Annotated in this window: 19 protein-coding genes; 7 read left to right on the plus strand and 12 right to left on the minus strand. The window is 40.1% G+C overall.

Going from position 1 to position 19,927, the window contains the following annotated elements; translation table 11 throughout:
- Positions 1-98: 98 nt before the first annotated feature.
- The gene (locus BKP57_RS09200) at positions 99-1,130 is read left to right on the plus strand and encodes an LLM class flavin-dependent oxidoreductase (protein ID WP_050350835.1); all 1,032 of its coding nucleotides are present in this window, start codon (positions 99-101) and stop codon (positions 1,128-1,130) included.
- Positions 1,131-1,833: 703 nt separating this feature from the next.
- On the opposite strand, the gene wrbA is transcribed toward BKP57_RS09200, so the two are convergent.
- Complete coding sequence (gene wrbA / locus BKP57_RS09205; RefSeq protein WP_050350834.1) at positions 1,834-2,436, minus strand: NAD(P)H:quinone oxidoreductase; 603 nt, start codon at positions 2,434-2,436, stop codon at positions 1,834-1,836.
- Between the two features lie 578 nt (positions 2,437-3,014).
- On the opposite strand from wrbA, the gene htpX reads away from it, so the two are divergent.
- On the plus strand, positions 3,015-3,890 hold the full coding sequence (htpX, locus tag BKP57_RS09210; protein ID WP_072741399.1) for a protease HtpX: 876 nt from the start codon (positions 3,015-3,017) through the stop codon (positions 3,888-3,890).
- 74 nt (positions 3,891-3,964) lie between these two features.
- On the opposite strand, the gene BKP57_RS22050 is transcribed toward htpX, so the two are convergent.
- The 6 genes from BKP57_RS22050 to BKP57_RS09235 all read right to left on the minus strand — a co-directional run bounded on the left by BKP57_RS22050 (position 3,965) and on the right by BKP57_RS09235 (position 9,980).
- Positions 3,965-4,123 carry a hypothetical protein gene (locus BKP57_RS22050; RefSeq protein ID WP_156875306.1) on the minus strand — a complete coding sequence of 53 codons (159 nt, stop codon included), beginning with the start codon at positions 4,121-4,123 and terminating at the stop codon, positions 3,965-3,967.
- Positions 4,124-4,192: 69 nt separating this feature from the next.
- Positions 4,193-5,821 carry an FAD-binding dehydrogenase gene (locus tag BKP57_RS09215; RefSeq protein ID WP_072742402.1) on the minus strand — a complete coding sequence of 543 codons (1,629 nt, stop codon included), beginning with the start codon at positions 5,819-5,821 and terminating at the stop codon, positions 4,193-4,195.
- Between the two features lie 88 nt (positions 5,822-5,909).
- Entirely contained in the window at positions 5,910-6,458 is a 549-nt protein-coding gene (locus tag BKP57_RS09220; protein ID WP_072741400.1) for a D-glycero-alpha-D-manno-heptose-1,7-bisphosphate 7-phosphatase, read from the minus strand.
- Positions 6,459-7,093: 635 nt separating this feature from the next.
- Positions 7,094-8,608 carry a succinyl-CoA:acetate CoA-transferase ScpC gene (locus BKP57_RS09225; RefSeq protein ID WP_050350831.1) on the minus strand — a complete coding sequence of 505 codons (1,515 nt, stop codon included), beginning with the start codon at positions 8,606-8,608 and terminating at the stop codon, positions 7,094-7,096.
- Positions 8,609-8,741: 133 nt separating this feature from the next.
- Positions 8,742-9,386, minus strand: coding sequence for a LytTR family DNA-binding domain-containing protein (locus tag BKP57_RS09230; protein ID WP_050350830.1), 645 nt, complete (start codon positions 9,384-9,386; stop codon positions 8,742-8,744).
- 117 nt (positions 9,387-9,503) lie between these two features.
- Positions 9,504-9,980: a PaaI family thioesterase gene (locus BKP57_RS09235; protein WP_050350829.1), complete on the minus strand. Its 477-nt coding sequence runs from the start codon at positions 9,978-9,980 to the stop codon at positions 9,504-9,506.
- Between the two features lie 271 nt (positions 9,981-10,251).
- Between BKP57_RS09235 and BKP57_RS09240 the strand changes: the two genes are divergently transcribed.
- Positions 10,252-11,313 carry an NAD(P)/FAD-dependent oxidoreductase gene (locus tag BKP57_RS09240; RefSeq protein WP_072742403.1) on the plus strand — a complete coding sequence of 354 codons (1,062 nt, stop codon included), beginning with the start codon at positions 10,252-10,254 and terminating at the stop codon, positions 11,311-11,313.
- Positions 11,314-11,667: 354 nt separating this feature from the next.
- Here the strand turns inward: BKP57_RS09240 and BKP57_RS09245 are convergent, their stop codons facing one another.
- The 4 genes from BKP57_RS09245 to BKP57_RS09260 all read right to left on the minus strand — a co-directional run bounded on the left by BKP57_RS09245 (position 11,668) and on the right by BKP57_RS09260 (position 14,716).
- Positions 11,668-11,961, minus strand: a complete 294-nt coding sequence (locus tag BKP57_RS09245; RefSeq protein ID WP_198035035.1) for a hypothetical protein — start codon at positions 11,959-11,961, stop codon at positions 11,668-11,670.
- A gap of 199 nt (positions 11,962-12,160) precedes the next feature.
- Entirely contained in the window at positions 12,161-12,850 is a 690-nt protein-coding gene (locus BKP57_RS09250; protein ID WP_050350827.1) for an LrgB family protein, read from the minus strand.
- Positions 12,843-13,214, minus strand: a complete 372-nt coding sequence (locus tag BKP57_RS09255; RefSeq protein WP_232231369.1) for a CidA/LrgA family protein — start codon at positions 13,212-13,214, stop codon at positions 12,843-12,845. The genes BKP57_RS09250 and BKP57_RS09255 overlap by 8 nt, the downstream gene beginning before the upstream one ends.
- Positions 13,215-13,450: 236 nt before the next feature.
- Positions 13,451-14,716 (minus strand): argininosuccinate synthase, encoded by a 1,266-nt coding sequence (locus BKP57_RS09260; protein WP_050350826.1) that lies wholly within the window; start codon positions 14,714-14,716, stop codon positions 13,451-13,453.
- Between the two features lie 526 nt (positions 14,717-15,242).
- On the opposite strand from BKP57_RS09260, the gene BKP57_RS09265 reads away from it, so the two are divergent.
- The 3 genes from BKP57_RS09265 to BKP57_RS09275 are packed head-to-tail and all read left to right on the plus strand — an operon-like array spanning position 15,243 to position 17,387.
- On the plus strand, positions 15,243-15,935 hold the full coding sequence (locus BKP57_RS09265; protein WP_050350825.1) for a DUF1538 domain-containing protein: 693 nt from the start codon (positions 15,243-15,245) through the stop codon (positions 15,933-15,935).
- Positions 15,932-16,702 (plus strand): DUF1538 domain-containing protein, encoded by a 771-nt coding sequence (locus BKP57_RS09270; RefSeq protein WP_050350824.1) that lies wholly within the window; start codon positions 15,932-15,934, stop codon positions 16,700-16,702. The genes BKP57_RS09265 and BKP57_RS09270 overlap by 4 nt, the downstream gene beginning before the upstream one ends.
- Positions 16,656-17,387 (plus strand): P-II family nitrogen regulator, encoded by a 732-nt coding sequence (locus BKP57_RS09275; protein ID WP_072741402.1) that lies wholly within the window; start codon positions 16,656-16,658, stop codon positions 17,385-17,387. Before BKP57_RS09270 ends, BKP57_RS09275 begins: the two co-directional genes overlap by 47 nt.
- 410 nt (positions 17,388-17,797) lie before the next feature.
- On the opposite strand, the gene BKP57_RS09280 is transcribed toward BKP57_RS09275, so the two are convergent.
- A complete protein-coding gene (locus BKP57_RS09280; RefSeq protein ID WP_050350822.1) occupies positions 17,798-18,439 on the minus strand; it encodes an endonuclease III domain-containing protein in 642 nt (213 codons plus the stop codon).
- A 319-nt stretch (positions 18,440-18,758) separates the two neighbouring features.
- Between BKP57_RS09280 and BKP57_RS09285 the strand changes: the two genes are divergently transcribed.
- Positions 18,759-19,751, plus strand: coding sequence for a PstS family phosphate ABC transporter substrate-binding protein (locus BKP57_RS09285; RefSeq protein ID WP_072741403.1), 993 nt, complete (start codon positions 18,759-18,761; stop codon positions 19,749-19,751).
- Positions 19,752-19,927: the final 176 nt, after the last annotated feature.

Genomic DNA, 19,927 nt, shown 5'->3' on the forward strand with positions numbered 1-19,927 from the left:
GAACATGACTTATAGGACCATATTATGAGCGGAAAATTGGACGATGAAGAAAAAAGCACTTATCATTGCTTATTAAGAAGAATGAAGGGAATGGTAACATGTCAATAGCGAAAACCTTTCATCATATTCCATTATCGGTGTTAGATTTAGCCCCAGTAAATGAAGGTAGTAACCCAAGTGAGTCCTTTCAGCATAGTGTACAATTAGCAAAACATGTAGAAGCGCTCGGATTCAACCGTTATTGGTTAGCAGAGCATCATAATATGCCTGGTATTGCAAGTTCAGCAACTTCTGTACTAATCGGACATATTGCTGAAAAAACAAGCCATATTCGCGTCGGTGCAGGTGGAATTATGCTTCCTAACCACGCAACACTTGTTATCGCAGAACAGTTTGGCACATTAGAATCACTTTATCCAGACAGAATTGATCTAGGTCTTGGACGTGCGCCGGGAACGGATCAAGCAACCGCTTATGCGTTGCGCAGGACGTTAAACATGCGTGTCGAAGATTTTCCAATGCAAGTGAATGAATTGCAGGATTATTTTTCAAAGGAACCAGTATCTCGCGTAAAAGCTGTCCCCGGACAAGGTTTGGATATTCCTATTTGGTTGTTAGGTTCAAGTGATTTCAGCGCAAGATTAGCAGCACAAAAAGGGTTGCCTTTTTCTTTTGCCAGTCACTTTGCTCCAGCATATACGATACCAGCATTACAATTGTACCGAGAGCAATTTAAACCATCGGAACAGCTGCCAAAACCCCATGCAATGGTAGGTCTAAACGTCATTGCAGCAGATACAGATGAAAAGGCACAATATATCGCCAGCTCCTTACAACAGCAATTTTTGAATTTGCGTCGTGGACAACCGACAAAATTACAACCACCTATAGAAAATATCGAAGCCCATTTTTCCGCCTTCGAATTACAAGCAATTGAACAAACGCTTAACCCAACAACGACGATTATTGGTAATAAAGAGAAGGTCAAGCAAGGGCTAGAACATTTCTTAACGAAAACAGAGGCCGATGAAATGATTATTAGTTCGCAAATCTTTCATTTGGAAGATCGCTTGCGGTCCTTTGAAATTATTAGCGAGTTAATGGATGAGACGAGTGATGGAACTTCTTAAATGGTTGTAAATCCCAACAAGCAATGCTCGGTGTATAGCTAAATGGTTCCAGCACTATGAATATCCGAATATCCTGTACAGACTCATGATAAAACGGTCCAGCATGAAGCATGGACCGTTTTTTACTTACATTGATTCCTTAATCCTTCTGTTTTTGTAATAGCTGTTTCATTTCCGCCTCGTTCTTTTTTTACTTCCGCCAGCTTGATATTTTTAAAATAGATCGCGTTTTAATTATATCGCAACGCTCAAATTATCCTTATATGTATCTTTCACCTAAAGCTTAGCAAGCCTTGTAAGATATCTATAATAAAACAGGTATTTATATTTTATCAATAGAACAAAGGCGCAAGCGCCCGTTTAGCAACGTAGCGAATGGAACGAATCAACTAAAGATTTAGGAATCATGCCCCTGCAACCAGGGGTATGCCGACGTCGGGCGGCAAGCCCGTTTTTAGTCGGCCTTCCTCTTTGTAACGAACCGATGATGACTTATCGTAGGGCGCATTTCTAAAGTCGCCTAGTTGCTGGGCGCTGAAGCCGGACGTGGCTATTCGGTTATTTCATTATCCATAAGCACCTAAGTTTATACTTTCTTATTCTAGCAAAAAAGACTGATCGATAACTTATGTCTCAATCAGTCCTGTTATAGTCAAAAATATGCCGTTTCTAAATTACTTCGCTCTCACTTCTAGTTCGTTTTTTAAGCTTTTATTTTCTTCGCAACTTCAATCGTACGCCTAGCTTGATGCTTCACAGCTTCTTCAACATCTTCTACCATTTTTCCATCTTTTCCTTGCGTCACACTTACACCATACGGGTTACCACCTGATGTAAAAGCAACTTCATTCGTATAGCCTGGAGGGACGATGATTGCTCCCCAATGCATCATCGATGTATATAGAGATAATACAGTAGCTTCTTGTCCACCATGGGAATTAGAGGCAGACGACATGGCACTTACGACTTTATTGGCTGTTTTACCAGATGCCCAAAGCCCTCCTTGCATATCAATAAATTGTTTCATTTGTGCAGCAACATTTCCGAAACGAGTTGGTGTTGAGAAAATGATGGCATCCGCCCATTCAATATCATCGGAAGTAGCTTCTGGCACATCCTTTGTTTCCTCAACATGTGCTTGCCATGCTGGATTGGACGCAATGGCTGCTTCAGGCGCAAGCTCAGGAACTTTTACAAGTCTTACCTCTGCACCCGCTTCACTTGCTGCTTCTTTTGCCCAGTTTGCTAGTTGATAATTAATCCCTGTAGAACTGTAATAAATGACTGCTAATTTTACTTTTTCCATGGCGTTATCTCCTTTATGTTTCTTGCAACTTTAACTGAAGTTCTTGTTCCAAGTAAGATGAGATATGTTTTAGGATGCTCTTCAATGTATAAGTTTATTACATAAATCACCCAAAACATACGATATATCATCATATAGCTAATAAGGTTTCATCAAACCTTGTGAACACCTTATTTATGTTCCAAACTTCCCTATTTTGCTGCAATTTATTCACAAAGTAGCTCTGTTATTTTACAACCAGGTTACTTTATGTAACAATAATAATAGATTTATATACTATTGTCAAATAATTAACTTACAAATAATAACCAAAGGGATTTTTTACTTGGCCTGTTGTTAGCTCTTACAAAACAATTTATAATATGAAGTAAGGAGCTTTAAATGGAGATGTATAAACAAACACGCCAAATTATTATTAGTTCCATTTTAAATAGCAATGTATTTTTACTCAAGCATATGACATAATGAAATAACGAATATGAAGCTGTTATGAAACGCAGTATAATTGCATATGAATGAGCAACAGATGATCACATCTTGTCTCATTATGGCAAAAAAATAAAAAGGGAGAATAGTGGATGGGAAAACGAATTTTCTACTTTATATTGACGAACGTTTTAGTGTTAGTAACGATCAGCATTATTTTTATGCTTATACCAGGAACATGGAATTATATTGGAGAAGATGGTCAATTACAGCTTGGAACGCTACTCATTTTTAGCGCCATCATTGGATTTACTGGCTCGTTTTTATCATTAGGTCTATCTCGTTGGATGGCTAAGAAAATGATGGGCGTCCACGTGCTCGATCCGAATGACAATCTAAGCCAGCAAGAACGAGAAATTGTCGACACCGTGCACCGTCTTTCTCGTTCTGCAGGTTTAATGCATATGCCTGAAGTAGGTATCTATTATGCAAAGGAAGTAAACGCCTTTGCTACAGGTCCTAGTAAAAAACGATCACTTATTGCAGTATCGAGCGGTCTGTTGCACGAAATGGATGCTGATGCTATGGAAGGAGTTATTGCCCATGAAGTTGCGCACATTGCTAATGGCGATATGGTGACGATGACGCTGTTACAAGGAGTTGTAAACACATTTGTTGTCTTCCTTGCTCGAATCGCAGCTTTTATCGTGACGCGCTTTGTAAAAGAAGAGTTGGCACCTATTGTCCATTTTCTTGCGATTTTATTCTTCCAGATTATCTTTTCTGTTCTTGGTAGTCTCATTGTATTTGCTTATTCAAGACATCGGGAGTTTCATGCTGACAGAGGAGGAGCTGACTTAGCAGGTAAAGACAAAATGCGACATGCATTGGAAGCTCTAAAAATGTATTCTAGTCGTGTACGTGAGGAAGAAAAATCAATTGCTACGTTAAAAATTAACGGCAATAAAAAAGCGTCTATCTTTTCGACACACCCAAGCTTAGATGAGCGAATTCACCGCTTATCGTAAAAACTGTATTTGGTCTGCACTGACAGAACAAAATTTTTATGAGGAGATTGAATAAACTTTCAGAATGCTATTGGTTAAAGCTGTCTGCGACTTAAGCTAGCATATGGTGATCTAAATCGATCAGAAGTTAACATTTCAAAACAGAAATATTGAGGCAAACCCGACCACCACGGAATCGGGTTTGCCTTATTTATAATGGTTTCCGCTAATCCTGTATCAAGGTTATCTGACATTTGTTCACAACCTAAAATTTATTAGCTTTACATAAAGAAGCAGATTCATTTCGGGAAAACCATTCGTTGTTAGCGGAATTCTGTAACTAGCGCTCTTCCCGTTTGCCTGCCAGTAAATAAACAGCCTCCAACGAAGGTTCCTTCCAATGATCGGTAGCCATGAATGCCGCCACCACCAAACCCCGCTGCTTCCCCTACTGCATATAACCCTGTAATCGGTTTATTGTCGTTATCAAGAACACGTCCTAATAAATCGGTTTGCAAGCCTCCTAATGTTTTCCTGCTAAGTATGTGAAGCCGAACAGCAACGAGCGGTCCATTTTTTGAATCTAATAACTGATGAGGAGCCGCAACACGAATCAACCGATCACCTGTATAATAACGAGCGCCTCGAATAGCGGTTACTTGGGCATCCTTTGTAAATCGATTGTCCATCTCCCTATCCCTAGCACGAATTTGTTTTTCAATATGTGACACGTGTAACCGTTTTTCTTTCGTTAATCGATTCATGCCGATCACTAAGTTATCTAAATTAGACGCAATAATAAAGTCTTCACCTTTATCCATAAACGCTTGAATTGGTTTAGGCGCTCCCGGTAAAGATCGCTTTAATACTTTTTTCAAACTTTTCCCTGTTAAATCTGGGTTTTGTTCTGATCCGGATAAAGCAAATTCTCGTTCTATAATTTTTTGATTTAAGATAAACCATGAATAGCTATAACCTGTGTTTTGAATTGCTTCTAGCGTACTTAACGTATCAAACCCGGGGAAATTAGGTGCCGCTAATCGATTTCCTTCCGCATCTAACCATATGGACGACGGGCCCGGCAATATACGGATACCATGTTGCGGCCAAATGGCATTCCAATTCTTAATTCCTTCTGTATAATGCCACATGCGATCACGATTAACGACTCTTGCTCCTGCATTCTCTGAAATAGCAAGCATGCGTCCATCTACATGTGCTGGAACACCAGAAAGCATTTGTTTTGGAGGCGGACCTAGACGTTTAGGCCAATGCTTACAAACCAAGTCCATGTTCCCTCCTATTCCCCCGATCGCTACGACAACTGCCTCAGCTTGATAATCAAATTGGTCAACGACTTTCCTTGAACTCACTTCTCCTCTTGCAACATAACTTGCTTCAAGAATAGAATCTTTCACGCCTGATACCACACCATCATTTGTTACCAGCTCATCCACACGGTGCCTCGGTAAATACTGAATCAAACCGTTATCTATATGTGTTTGCACCCTGTCAACAAATGGCTTTACAATACCTGGTCCTGTCCCCCAAACGATGTGGAATCGTGGCACAGAATTACCGTGGCCATCAGCCAGTTGTCCACCTCTTTCTGCCCAGCCGACAGGAAAAAAGCGCACTCCCATTTCATGAAGCCATGCCCGTTTTTCACCAGACGCAAACTCCACATAAGCTTCTGCCCATTTCTTTCCCCAATTGTCTTCCTTGCGATCAAATCCTGCTGTACCAAGCCAATCCTGCCATGCCAATGCACTAGAATCGGTAATCCCCATGCGACGCTGTTCTGGCGAGTCCACTAAAAATAAACCGCCAAATGACCACCAAGCTTGCCCTCCAAAAGATTGCTCTGGTTCTTGGTCCAATAATAAAACACGTTCTGTTACCATTTGCTGCTTCCGTTGCTCATGGATAAAAAATTCGATACACGGAAAGATAAAACCCTGCTTTATTCGCAATTTTGCAAATTCAATTTTTAGTTACGATGTAGTAAAAAAGCATCCTGTTCTGTCTAACAAAGTTTTATTATTGTTTCTTCATTGCCTGAACACCTGTTAGATAGGTAGCCACATATGATAAATCAGGAAACACCATATCCGCATAGCGGAGATTCTTCTCTCTTTCCCCTACTAATATTGTTGCTGTACCAGCATTTTTTCCTGCTTCCATATCCGCATGGCGATCACCTACCATATAGCTCGTCGTTAAATCAATATTGTACTTTTTAGCTAAGCGAGTTATCATAGCAGCATTTGGCTTTCTGCATGCACATCCGGCATGTGGTTTATGCGGGCAATAAGCAACTGCATCAACTACTGCACCATAAAGCGCTAATTCTTCTGCCATTTTTTGATGAACTTTCGCTAATTCACCTTCTGTCATGTAACCAAGCCCAACTCCGCCTTGATTCGTAACGACAAACACGAAGTATCCTAGTTTGTTAAATTGCTTTATCGCCTCACCTACACCGGGTAACAAGTAAAAATCTTCTGGCTGATTAACAAACTTAACACGTTCTGATAATACTTCATTAATAACACCATCACGATCAAGGAAAACCCCTGATGATTGCATTTTCTCACCTCGATAAAAAATACTTCTTCAACATTACCTGGACCCACCCCGGGCTCAAAATGATCTACACTAAAGTGAAACTTCAGTTAGTGGGAATATTCTTGGAGTCCTCATTACCTGTTAGTACCGTAATGGTATGACCTAAAGACCTTTTACAAAAAGGGCATTAAGGTACTGTTATCTCCCACTTAGACTTGTTGTATGGTTCTCCAGTTCTTGAAGTGGGAATCCTTACAGCACCTTAATGCATGATAAAGAAATGATCAGGCTCATTTTTTAGATACAACAAAGGCGCGGGGCGCCCGTTTAGCAACGTAGTGGATGGAACGAATCAACTAAAAAAGATAAAGGAATCATGCCACTAAAACTGGGGTATGCCGACGTCTGGGCGGCAAGCCCGTTTTTAGTTGGCCTTCCTCTTTGTGACGAACCGATGAGGCCTTATCGTAGGGCGCATTTCTAAAGTCGCATCGTTGCTGGGTGATGGAGCCGGACGTGACTAGTCGGTTATTTCGTTATCCACAAGCACCTAATTTTATTGTTTCCTATACAACAAAAAAGCTTCATCTCTATATAGAAATGAAGCTTATATATATTATGTCTAACCCCTTTGTTTTCATGCATCTAATCAGCCGTTATCTTTGTCCTACAAGTTCACGCATCGTACCATTTTTCGCATAATTCATATGCCAGCTAAATGCTTTTTCCAAATTATGAGGTGTCTGCCCGCCACCTTTTAACGCTTCTCTGTAATAATCCCATAATTGCTCCCGATACATTGGGTGAGCACAATTTTCTATAATTAAAGGCACACGCTCTCTTGGTGCCAACCCTCTTAAATCTGCATAACCTTGTTCAGTAACAAGTACATCTACATCATGCTCGGTATGATCTACATGAGATACAAATGGAACAATACTGGAAATATCTCCTTGCTTTGCAATTGATTTGGTTACAAAAATGGCTAACCTAGCATTTCGGGCGAAGTCCCCAGAACCGCCAATGCCGTTCATCATCTTTGTTCCAGATACGTGCGTCGAATTTACATTGCCATATATATCTGCTTCCAATGCAGTATTAATTGCGATAATTCCTAAACGACGAATAATTTCCGGATGATTGGAAATTTCTTGCGGACGCATAATAATTTTGTCACGATATTTATCAAAGTTGCTAAATACCTCCTGCATTTTCCCATTCGACAGTGTAATCGAACAGCATGAGGCTACGCTTACTTTATCTGCATCGATTAGATCGAACACAGCATCCTGTAGGACTTCCGAATATACTTCCAAATCCTTAAATTCCGAATGAATCATGCCATGAAGTACTGCATTTGCCACCGATCCAATTCCAGATTGTAAGGGTGCCAACTTTTCAGTTAAGCGCCCTTGGTCAATTTCTTGTCGTAAAAAATCCAATAAGTGTCCAGCCATAATCTCTGTTTCCTGATCTGGCTGCACAATCGTAGAAGGAGAGTCCGGCTGATTCGTAAACACAATTCCTTTAACCTTATCTATATCAATTGGAATACCTATTGTGCCAATCCGATCCTCGACTTCTTTAAGCGGAATTGGCTCTCGCTCCCCTTGCGAATTCGGACTGTATAAATCATGCACTCCTTTTAGTGCTGTTGATTGTGCGGTATTAATTTCAATAATAATTGCCTTAGCATGTTCAGCAAATACAAGCGAATTTCCAATCGATGTTGTCGGAATGACCTGCCCGTCATCCGTTACCGAAATCGCTTCCAATATTGCATAATCTACCGGTTCTAATACATTCGCTCGCACCATTTCTGCTGTGTGTGAAAGATGATGATCCACAAATAAATGTTCCCCAGCATTTATTTTCTTTCGCATTGTTGGATCTGCTTGAAATGGTAAGCGTTTATGAATCATACCTGCCTCTGCCATCATTTTGTCAATATCAGAGCCTAAAGAAGCACCTGTAAACACATTGACCTTCAACTTCTCACCAGATTTGGCTCGTCGAATAAGCGCTGTTGGCACAGCTTTTACATCCCCTGCCCGGGTAAAGCCGCTTAAGCCTAGCGTCATGCCATCTTGAATCCAAGCTGCTGCCGTTTCTGCACTCACTATTCGATCATGTAAACGTGCATCACCGATTCTATCTAGTTGTTTCCCCATCCCTAGACCCCTTTCCATTTTATTAAGAATTTACAATCTATTTTATATGAAGCGCTTTCTTTTTTGCGGTTCTATGACAGAGATAGATAGAATCGGTTTGAAACAGTAAATTTATCGTTTAAAACAGCTAGTTTTAAAACCCTAGTAATTTACGAAAATAGCTGGAATATGATTGACTAACTGGAAGTTGATCCCCGTTATCCATAGCTAATAAAAAAGTGGAATGGGTATCTGGATAAATATGTGTAATATGATTTACGTTTACGATAAATGAACGGTGACAGCGGATAAAATACTCTCTCGGTAACATATATTCAAATTCCTGGAGCGCTTTTCGATGTATACCCGTGAATTCTTTCGTAACCACCCATGTTTTTCTGTCCTTTACTTCTAAATAGAGCACATCACTAAATGAGAGTGGTTTCCACCCATCTGATGTCTTTACCGTAATGACTGATTTTCCTTCTGTTAAAGCAGGATAAATAGCCATAACACAACCTTCTAATTTATTTTGATAATGAAATGGTACAGCCATTCCATGATAAGGAATACCATACACTTGACGATCGATAAATTCAGACACCTTTTGTTCCGTCACGATTGCTTTATTTGCTAACGTACCTTCTTTGATTGGATCCCCCGGGCGAATCTTTAAATCAACACGCAGGCTTGGCCGATAGTAAATATATTCTGTCGTCGAAGTTACAGCTATGGAAATTTCATCGGAAAATAGCTCTCCAATTACGTCCAATAAAGAACTTGTAGTAAGTCTTTGCATCGTTTTATAGTTACTCCTTTATACCTCATTTCGTTTATATAAAGTGAATACTGATCATTATGGTTAATATAATTATAGCCGTTTAATAAGCTGACATGTCGCTTCATCACTGCTTTTTTAACGATTCGGTTTAAATGCATCTGGCATAACAGCTGCAATAACTTCTCCTTTAGCACAACAAACCTCATCTGCATATACTTCCGTTATCACCTTAAACTTTTTAGGATGAAGCTCCTCCACTACCCCAATCGCTTTCAGTTCTGCACCATGTGAAGTCGGTTTCATAAAATCCACTTTTAGCGAAGCAGTTACAAATCGAGGCGCTTGAGCTCCATCGCCTATGACATGCCCGTTTTTCTTATGAAGAGTCATCGAGGCAGAACCAGTACCGTGACAATCTATTAACGAAGCTAGTAACCCTCCATACACAAACCCAGGGATTGCAATATGCTCTTCGCGTGGTGTATACGTAGTCACCGTTTTCTCCCCGTCCCATACTGTTTTCAAATGAAGACCCGTTTCATTTCGTCTGCCGCATCCATAGCACCAAGCATAATCTTCAGGGTAAATATCTTGAATTGCCTTTGTTTCCAATACATCTCCTCCCTTTTTGCCTAGTATAACATAGCTATGTTGGGTGAACAGTACCTAGTTATTTGTTCATTAAAGTGTATCAACATTACTAATATTCTGTCATAAAACCAACCGGATTCAAGTGGTGACATCGTTCATCATGTTCGCTAGAATAAGCATAGAAGGGGTTGTTCAAATAAATTTACTCCGTTAAAATAGTAAGTTGGAGTTATATTTTCATGATAAGCGTTTGAACAAATTAAAAGAATTTTTAGAGATGGGGTTTTGTGGCATGAAAAAATTAGTCATATTAGGTGGGGGATATGGCGGACTGAAAGCGCTATTAGGATTACTTGACCATCAGCTACCAGAGGATGTTGAAATCACCCTTGTCGACAGGAATCCATATCATTCCGTAAAAACAGAGTTTTATACGATTGCTGCTGGTACGTCTGCAGATAAGGATGTTCGCCTCCATTTTCCAGACGATCAACGAGTTCGTTATGTTTTTGGAGAAATTGCGAAAATTGATACATCCAATGCAGCGATCTCTTTTTCCAATATGAGTGAAATCATAGCTTATGATTACCTCGTTATCGGCTTAGGATGTGAGGATAATTATCATGGCATTGAAGGAGCACAAGAATTTACCCATAGTGTACAGACGTTCTCCAATGCAAGAAAAACAGGACTTGCTGTTTGTGATTTAAAGGCATATGGAAAGGTTTCTATCGTTGGCGCCGGGTTGAGTGGTATTGAAGTAGCTTCAGAGATTAGAGAGAGTAGACCGGACCTTAATATTCGCTTACTTGATCGTGGTGCAACGGTGTTAAAAGCATTTGACCCAAAGATTCAGCAATATGTATCCGAGTGGTTCGTAGCGAATGATGTCGATGTATTGCATCATGCAAATGTCGAATATGTAGAAAAAGATGGCGTCTGTAATAATGGTGTCTGTTATGTGAACGATGTTACCATTTGGACGGCTGGCGTTAGACCAAATTATTTAGTTAGGGAGCTCCCTTTTGTCAAAGATGAGCAAGAAAAAATCATTGTAAATGAATATTTTCAAGTACCTGAAAACAAGAATATTTATGTAGTTGGTGACTGCGCTTCTTCGGAATATTCCCCAAGCGGCCAGCTTGCGGGTCAGCAAGGTGAACGAGTCGCTGAAGTATTATTAGCAGTACTGCAAGGCAAACAACCAAAGAAACCAAAGGAAATTAAACTAAAAGGGACATTAGGCTCGCTTGGAAAATCAGACGGATTTGGCAATATGATGCAGAAGCCATTGACTGGTTTATTACCACGGATTGCAAAATCAGGCGTCCTTTGGTTAAATAAACGTCATTAAAACAGTAACATAGCTCTGTTCACGTCTTTAAAGAACATTACCCTTTGACTAGAGAAAAAAGGAACATTTTTGGCAAATATAGGTAGTCTTTTGAAGGAAAATGTAATAAAAAGTGAAGCTTCAATCCGTGGGATTTCTTTTATCTCCTACTAGCTATTAGAAGAACAGGCAGTTTGAGCTAGGCCTATCCTCCTGGATTCACCTCGTAGGATAGGGGGCGAGGACTCACTGGCAATTTTATGTGGGATATATGCGGGATAAGGATGATATTTTATTCCAAACAATATCGTGCTTCAAGTTAGCCTAGACTAAATGTTACGGGGAGAAACGCCTCCCCGTTGATAAAGTGAAATTTCATCCTCCACTGATAAAGTAGAAAGGCTCAAACCGCAAGCGCCCTTGAAAAGGAAGAGACGCTTTTTCTGCGTGCGATGTGTCGCTTTCGAGGCTTTCCTTGTCCTTGAAAAAGAAGAACGCTTTTTCTGCGTGCGAGGCGACGCTTTCGAGACTTTCCTTGTCCTTGAAAAAGAAGAACGCTTTTTCTGCGTGCGAGGCGACGCTTTCGAGGCTTTCCTTGTCCTTGAAAAAGAAGAACGCTTTTTCTGCGTGCGAGGCGTCGCTTCCGAGGCTTTCCTTGTCCTGTTGCAATGCCTTTTTTGCGTTCAACATCTCACAAGCCCAACGAATCGGGAATTTAGGTGCCGTTATCCCTGACTTAGACTTATTGGTATCTACTCGATCTCCCGGAAATGGGGATTTTACGAGCATCTTATGTTATAGAATAAAACATCTCAGACTCCAAGCCAACGCATTTTCAAAGATTTGGAGAAGATAAAGCCATCTCCTGTTACATCATCAGTTGTACAAGGCTTGGTGCGATAATTGATACGACCAATGCACTCATGACCATCGATATCGTGCTGACTGCACCTTCCAGCTGATTCACCTCCATAGAAGTAGCCGTCCCAATTGCATGAGAAGCACTCCCCATGCCTACACCTCTTCCTAAATAGTGATCTACCTGAAACAACCGAAATACATAATGGTGCATGAGCACACCACCAATACCTGCAATCATGACAAATATAGCAGCTAGCGGCATAACCCCGCCGATCGTTTCTGTTACCGCCATAGCAACAGGCGTTGTTACCGATTTTGGCGTTAAAGAGTAAACAATAGTTGATTCAAATCCTGCCCACTGAGCAAGCAATAGGCCTGTAGATATTCCAATAATCCCTCCGAGCAATGTTCCTGCTACTATCGGCGCAGCCACTTTTTTTAATGTATCTTTATATCTATATAAGGGGTATGCAAGTGCAACTACTGCTGGTCCGAGCAGTTCATTAATCCATTTCCCCCCAACCATATATGTCTCATAAGGGATACGAAAAGTAATTAAAACCACAATAATAAGGATGGTAGCTACTAATACAGGAGCAGTTAACGAATAATTCCATGTTCGATGAACCCATAATGCAATATGATAAATGGCAAATGTACCAAAAATAGCTAAAATGGCAATCAAAAACTCACTCATGCTTCCATTCCTTTCTACGCATCAGCCATTGGCTGAAAAATCCGGAGCCACCCATGACCAACATCGTGCTCACTAACACGATTAAAATTAATAAAGATCCTTTTCCTAAAAACAAATCATAATACTCTATAATTCCAACTGTTACGGGAATAAAAAAGAAGGCTAAATTAGCAACAATGTAATTGGCCCCTTCTTCAATCCAAGATACTCGAACGAGTTTTGTACTTAATAATAGAAACAACACAATCATTCCAATAACACTTCCTGGGATAAATAAATTCAAAGTGCGTTGTATCCAGTTACCAAATTGGAAAATGATATACAATAAGCCGATATGCACTATCATTTTTCCTGCCTTTTCCACGTTTCTTTCCTCCTTGCCATTTTCAAACGAATACTCTATATTATAGCAGTTATTTTTCATTGTTGGTAAGCGAATAGCTTCTATTAAACAAAAAAATCGGAGTAAGCGCTGTAAAAAGTAAAATTTTATGAAATCTATAAAATTTGCCAAGGCATTACTTTCTGCCTTGGCAATTTATTTTCATTAATGTCGTCTCAATCTTAGCTGGCAATTGTGAACTCCGGCGAAATTCCATTTTATAGGGGTAAATCTTCTCTTTCTTTCACATCTAAAATCGCTTCTTTTACAGATTCCCCCATGTTGGCATGCGTTTGATTTACGGTTGCATGTACTTTTGTCGGCAGCCCCCATAATTTTATAAAACCTAGTGCTGCTTCATGATCAAATGCATCATCTGCATTGTACGTCGCCAAATCAAAGTCATATAACGACTGTTCTGACTTTCGACCAACCACTTGAGCATGACCTTTGTACAATTTCACCTTCACAATTCCAGACACGTCCTTCTGCGTTTCCGAAATAAAAGCAGTTAATGCTTTCGTTAGTGGCGAATACCAAAGACCATCATAAACAGCCTGTGCCAGTTTCTGTTCAATTAACGGCTTAAACTGTGCTACCTCTCTGGTTAACGTTAATGCTTCCAGTTCCTGATGCGCAGCAATTAGCGTTACTGCTGCTGGAGCCTCATAGATCTCACGTGACTTAATTCCAACTAGTCGATTCTCTACATGATCAATTCTGCCGACGCCGTGCTTTCCTGCTATTTGATTTAATTGCAAAATAAGCTCTTGCAATGGCAGCTTTTTGCCATCTATAGAAACAGGCTTCCCTTGCTCGAAAGCAATTTCTACAATTTGCGCTTCATCTGGGGCTGCTTGCGGATCCGTCGTTAAATCAAATGCCTCTTGCGGTGCTTCGATCCATGGATCTTCTAAAATCCCACATTCATTACTCCGACCCCAAAGATTTTGGTCAATGCTAAATGGATTATCCAAATCGATCGGCACCGGAATATCATGCTCTTTAGCATAGGCAATTTCTTCTTCTCTTGACATCGCCCATTCTCTGACTGGTGCCACAATATCTAACTTTGGCTCCAACGCTGTAAAGGCGACGTCAAACCGTACCTGGTCATTTCCTTTTCCTGTACATCCATGTGCGACCGCAACTGCTCCTTCTTCTTTAGCGATTTGAACTAAAATCTTTGCAATAAGTGGTCGCGATAAAGCTGATATTAATGGATATTTCCCTTCATATAATAAGTTAGCCTGTAATGCAGGTAACACAAATTCATTCGCAAATAATGCCTTCGCATCAATTACATACGATTTCACAGCTCCTACCTGCAATGCTTTACGTTGAATAAAATCAAGATCCTTCCCTTCTCCCACATCAAGCGCAACGGCAATCACATCATAATGGTAATTTTCCTGTAACCAACGAACTGCTACAGATGTATCCAATCCACCCGAATAAGCTAAAACAATCTTTTTCTTCCCCACAACGGACACTCCTTTAACCTATCTATTATTGAAACATTATGCACTATAATGAATAAACATTCAAGAGCTATTCGTATGTTTTCTCATGAATTTTTACAATTTCTATGCGTTATTATTTTTCCTTGTTAGTGATAATGCTATAATTTAACTGTAAATAATTATTTTTTATACCACTTTTGGATATCCCTGCCGTAAACAGCATGTATCAATATCCCTAGACAGTTAAAAACGTATTTCATATACCCAAATACAAAGAACACCCTTTCAAAATCAAGCAACCCTACGATAATGAACAACAATGCATAAAAAAACTAACCGAAAGCACCCATCTGCCTTTCGATAAGAGTTGAAACTTGTCTAAAGCCCCACAGCTCACGCACAATACACCATGTTCCCTTAACATCATTAGCCCTAGCAAACTAGCAGCTTACTTGAGAATGGATTTTATAAATGTTTTTTAAACACCCCTTTTAGTGGCATAAGGTTGATATATTGAGAAAGACCCTATAGAAGAAGGAGGAAGTCGATGGATAATATAAAAGAAACGATTATTGAAGTAGTTCAATCCATTTTACCAATTACAATCGTGATTACGGTTTTACAGTTTACGCTCATTTGGTTACCAACAGAAACTTTTATCCAATTTTTAATCGGCGTTTTAATGGTAGGAATAGGTTTAATTCTATTTCTATTGGGAGTTAACATCGGGATGCTTCCTATCGGCGAAATGATAGGATCGGCCTTATCGAAAACAAAAATTATTTGGCTTATCGTGTTTTTTGGTTTTTTATTAGGTGCTGTTGTCACCATTGCTGAACCGGATGTACGTGTTTTATCAACACAGGTAGATCAAGTATCCAACGGGGAAATCTCTAAAACCATCCTTATACTAGCAGTCGCTATAGGGGTGGGAATATTTGTCGCTCTCTCATTAATGCGAATTATTTTTTCCATTCCGATTACATATATCCTTGCTGGCGGTTATGGAATGATCTTTATTTTAGCGGCTTTTACCCCTTCAACTTTTGTACCCATCTCATTTGATGCAGGTGGAGTTACAACCGGACCGTTAACGGTACCGTTTATTATGGCACTTGGTGTTGGCGTGGCATCCGTGTTAAGAGGAAAGTCAGCCTCTCAAGATGGTTTCGGGCTCATTGCTTTAGCTTCTCTTGGCCCCATTCTTTCAGTGTTAATTTTAGGAGTGATTTACGGATGAATATACACATCTTTCAGGGGTTTGGTCAAACAATGGGAGAGGTTGCCATTGCACTCCTTCCATTAATTATATTGTTTGCTATCTTTCAATTGTTTTTTTTAAAACTTAGCATGCGCAAATTACTCGACATTGCAATAGGAATCCTATTAACCTTCCTTGGGCTGTCTTTTTTCCTTCAGGGAGTCCATATTGGGTTTTTACCGATTGGAGAACAAATTGGCAAAAGTCTTGGTGCGATTAATTATACATGGATACTAATCCCAATTGGCTTTGTGCTTGGTTTTTTCGCCACTTATGCAGAGCCTGCTGTTCGCGTGCTCATCCAGCAAGTAGAAAGGGCCTCTAGCGGATACATCCCAGAAAAGGTCCTGCTCTATACCGTTTCTATTGGCGTTGGTTTATCGGTTGCGTTATCCATGATTCGTATTCTTGCCGGCTTCTCCATCTGGTTTTTTATCCTGCCAGGTTATATTCTTGCGCTGATTATGGTAAAATACTCATCGAAAACGTTCACATCGATTGCTTTTGATTCCGGAGGGGTTGCTACAGGACCAATGACCGCAACATTTATTTTAGCAATGTTTGTCGGCATTGCTTCCGTAACCGAGGGACGTGACCCATTGCTTGATGGGTTTGGCATGGTTGCACTTGTAGCTTTGGCTCCTATTTTATCTGTTTTAACATTAGGTATCTTATATAGCAGAAAGGAGAAGGAGCTGTATGTCCACAAAGAAACCGAGACAGAAACTGATCGTTACGATCGTTAAAAAAGAAAAAGCCAAAAAGGTCATACGTGCTTCTAAGGAAGCTGGCGCCCGTGGGGGGACGATCTTATTCGGAAGAGGTTACAGAACCAATGAAAAGGAAAGATTTCTAGGTATTCCGATTGAACGGGAAAGAGAAATCATCTTAACAATCGTTGAAGAGACCATTTACCCCGAAGTGATGCAAGCAATTATCGACTCGGTTAATTTAAATAAGCCAAGGCAAGGAATCGGCTTTGTAATTGACACGAAAAAAATTACCGGAACACAGCATTTATTAGGGTTAGAAGATAATGACAACGAACCTAATGAAGGAGATGTGGAACTGAAAATGGAAGATAAAATCATGTATGATTTAATCATCACAATCGTCAATAAAGGTAACTGTGATAAAGTGGTTGACGCCTCTAAAAAAGCAGGTGCAGAAGGCGGAACGATTCTAAATGGAAGAGGCACTGGGATTCATGAAAAAGCCAAGCTGTTCAATATATTAATCGAGCCTGAAAAAGAAGTCGTCCTCACCTTAATTAGTAAAGATAAAACGAAGGCTGTCCTAGATGCCATTGAAGAAGAAGCAGAATTAAGCAGAGCTGGTAAGGGAATTGCTTTTGTAATCGATGTCGATCAAACAATCGGTATCAATCATGTGTTAAATCATATGGTTAACGAAAAATTGCATGGTAAATAAGCCATCAATAGTTCCGGCTTCAAGCAAGCCGGAGTTATTTTTTTTATAATTAGGAAGTGTGGGGAGTACCTGTATCTTTTTTTTGCACAGTGCCTATATGATGGATGATTTTAAATGCTTGCAAATTTCCTTTTATGGCTTGAGCGACGAAAAGGCTTGTTGGACGACTGTTCATCTTTTGCGAGAGTCTGAGGGAGGATTCTCCTCCTTTGCAAGCAGTCTGAGGGCTATGCGATCAGGTTCTCCTCTTTCGCGAGCAGCCTGAGGGCATGCCCCCGGGCAACGTTTCGTCTTTACGAGCGACCTGGCGACTTCCTCGTATTTATAAACGACCTTACGACAGTTGCGGACTACTTTTTCTCGTTTGCGAGCAGCTATGGCGCAACCATATGATATGGCAACGCCTTTTATTATGTCACTCCTACTTGTTGGCAATCAGCAAGCAGCGGACAACCTGAACAAATAGGTTTCATTTTACAATGCTCTTTCGCATGCCGCACGATCAATGCATGGAATTCCTTAAAGCCCTCTGTATCCAAGGGGCATTCCGACTCCACTTGAATACGGAATGCTGGTTCCTTTTCGGGAATGTCCAAACCGAATCGAGCAAAAATCCGCCGTGCATAAGCGTCAACAACAAAAACAGGATGATCGAAGGCATAAAGCAATAAAACATTTGCCGTTTCAGCACCGATGCCGTGTATCCCCATTAACTCTGTACGTAGGGCATCTGTTTCTGCATGCCGCAATTTTTCAGGCTTATAATCGTATGCTTTATACCAACGGACGAAAGCTTTTAAGCGCTTCGCTTTTTGCCGGTAAAAACCGCTTGGACGGATTGCAGACTCCAACTCCTCGATAGACATGCGCGCTATTTTCTCTGGTGTTAAATATGGAGTAAGGCGGCGCAACGCCTGCTCTACATTGTTCCAATTCGTGCGTTGAACGAGAATTGCACCCACCATCATTTCAAACACCGACTCGGCGGGCCACCACCCCTGCGGACCGTAATATTCCCATAATCTATAGTATATACGCTGAATAGCACTCATAAATAACCCTCTTTTCTATTCATTTACATTAGTTTAACAAAACTACAATATAAAGATAATTACTTACTTTTGAATCCATCTTACTCTAACCAACCTACCCTCTTTTTCTCCCGATTTATTAAGCCGTATCATCAACTTTCACCTTATTTTTGAATGTTTCTACCCTCCTTTCTTATGCACAAAAAAGACCGTTATTCCACAAAAATTTACAAAACCTTTACATTCATAACATACTCTTTTAATAATTGGCTACTATACTAGCAATTGAGAGGGATAAACCTCAACTTTATATCTACTCAAAATAGGGGAGGCAATTTTGATGAAGTTCAAGAAGTATCTTATGTTCCTTCTAATCGCTGCTCTTGCAGTAGTAATTGCAGCTTGCGGATCGGATTCGAAAGAAGGAGAAAACAAAGACAATAGCGAAGAGAAATCATCTGAAAATGCAAGCTCAGAAGGCGATTCTGAAAAAGTAGAAGGTAGCGTTGTAATTGACGGATCCGGTACGGTTTATCCTTTAATGGCTAGATTAGCAGAAGAGTACATGGGTGAAAAGCCAGACGTATCTGTTGAAGTTAGCCGCGCTGGTACTAGTGCAGGATTTGAAAAATTCTTAGTAGAAGACGGAACGGACTTTAACGATGCTTCTCGTTTAATCAAAGACGAAGAGAAAGCAAAAGCTGAAGAGCTTGGAATAGAAGTAAAAGAATTAAAAGTAGCTTTAGACGGTTTAACTATCGTTACGAACCCTGAGAATGATTGGGCTAAAGAATTAACACAAGATCAAGTAAAAGGAATCTTCCTTGGAGAATATACAAACTGGTCAGATATTAACCCTGAATGGCCAAAAGAAAAAATTCAAACTTATGGACCAAATGAAAACCATGGAACATACGAATTTTTCTATGAAAATATTTTAGAAGAGCAAGATCTAGTAAGTGATATTAACTTACAACAAGACTACTCAACTCTTGTAACACTTGTAGCTGAAGACAAAAACGCAATTGGATTCTTCGGTTTCGGATACTATGACAACAACAAAGATAAAGTACAAGCTGTAAGCATTGACTTTGGCGATGGTCCAGTAGAGCCATCACTAGACACGATTGCTGAAGACGGCGACTACGCTGGCTACACTCGACCAGTGTTCACGTACTTAAACGTAAACCATGCAAAAGAAAAGCCGCAAGTACTTGATTATGCACTCTATATCATGAACAATGTTAATGAATTCGCTGGGGAAACTGGCTTTGCTCCAATTCCTGAAGAAGAAGCACAAAGTCTAGTTAGCGATTTAGAAGCTCTAAAATAAGGTAGGAGGAACCATTAGCGGAATTTGTTTCTACTAATGGTTTCACTCTTATCTCAACAAAGAAGCGTTCACTGTAAAACATCTATCTAATTGAACCATTATTTAACCTAGAAGATGAGGGCTGCGTACGCTCTCATCTTCTTGTGAGTTATTGCTCTGGAAAGGGGGCCCCTTGA

It is taken from the genome of Virgibacillus sp. 6R (assembly GCF_001895305.1).
In the GTDB taxonomy this organism is placed as follows: Bacteria; Bacillota; Bacilli; order Bacillales; family Amphibacillaceae; genus Virgibacillus; species Virgibacillus pantothenticus.

Bases quoted from the DNA above. Each gene is read 5' to 3' on its own strand.
- BKP57_RS09220 (WP_072741400.1), bottom strand. From the start codon at position 6,458: ATGCAATCATCAGGGGTTTTCCTTGATCGTGATGGTGTTATTAATGAA.
- wrbA (WP_050350834.1), bottom strand. From the start codon at position 2,436: ATGGAAAAAGTAAAATTAGCAGTCATTTATTACAGTTCTACAGGGATT.
- BKP57_RS09265 (WP_050350825.1), top strand. From the start codon at position 15,243: ATGGATAATATAAAAGAAACGATTATTGAAGTAGTTCAATCCATTTTA.
- htpX (WP_072741399.1), top strand. From the start codon at position 3,015: ATGGGAAAACGAATTTTCTACTTTATATTGACGAACGTTTTAGTGTTA.
- BKP57_RS09200 (WP_050350835.1), top strand. From the start codon at position 99: ATGTCAATAGCGAAAACCTTTCATCATATTCCATTATCGGTGTTAGAT.
- BKP57_RS09225 (WP_050350831.1), bottom strand. From the start codon at position 8,608: ATGGGGAAACAACTAGATAGAATCGGTGATGCACGTTTACATGATCGA.
- BKP57_RS09280 (WP_050350822.1), bottom strand. From the start codon at position 18,439: ATGAGTGCTATTCAGCGTATATACTATAGATTATGGGAATATTACGGT.
- BKP57_RS09240 (WP_072742403.1), top strand. From the start codon at position 10,252: ATGAAAAAATTAGTCATATTAGGTGGGGGATATGGCGGACTGAAAGCG.
- BKP57_RS09250 (WP_050350827.1), bottom strand. From the start codon at position 12,850: ATGAGTGAGTTTTTGATTGCCATTTTAGCTATTTTTGGTACATTTGCC.
- BKP57_RS09230 (WP_050350830.1), bottom strand. From the start codon at position 9,386: ATGCAAAGACTTACTACAAGTTCTTTATTGGACGTAATTGGAGAGCTA.
- BKP57_RS09285 (WP_072741403.1), top strand. From the start codon at position 18,759: ATGAAGTTCAAGAAGTATCTTATGTTCCTTCTAATCGCTGCTCTTGCA.
- BKP57_RS09270 (WP_050350824.1), top strand. From the start codon at position 15,932: ATGAATATACACATCTTTCAGGGGTTTGGTCAAACAATGGGAGAGGTT.
- BKP57_RS22050 (WP_156875306.1), bottom strand. From the start codon at position 4,123: ATGTCAGATAACCTTGATACAGGATTAGCGGAAACCATTATAAATAAG.
- BKP57_RS09275 (WP_072741402.1), top strand. From the start codon at position 16,656: ATGTCCACAAAGAAACCGAGACAGAAACTGATCGTTACGATCGTTAAA.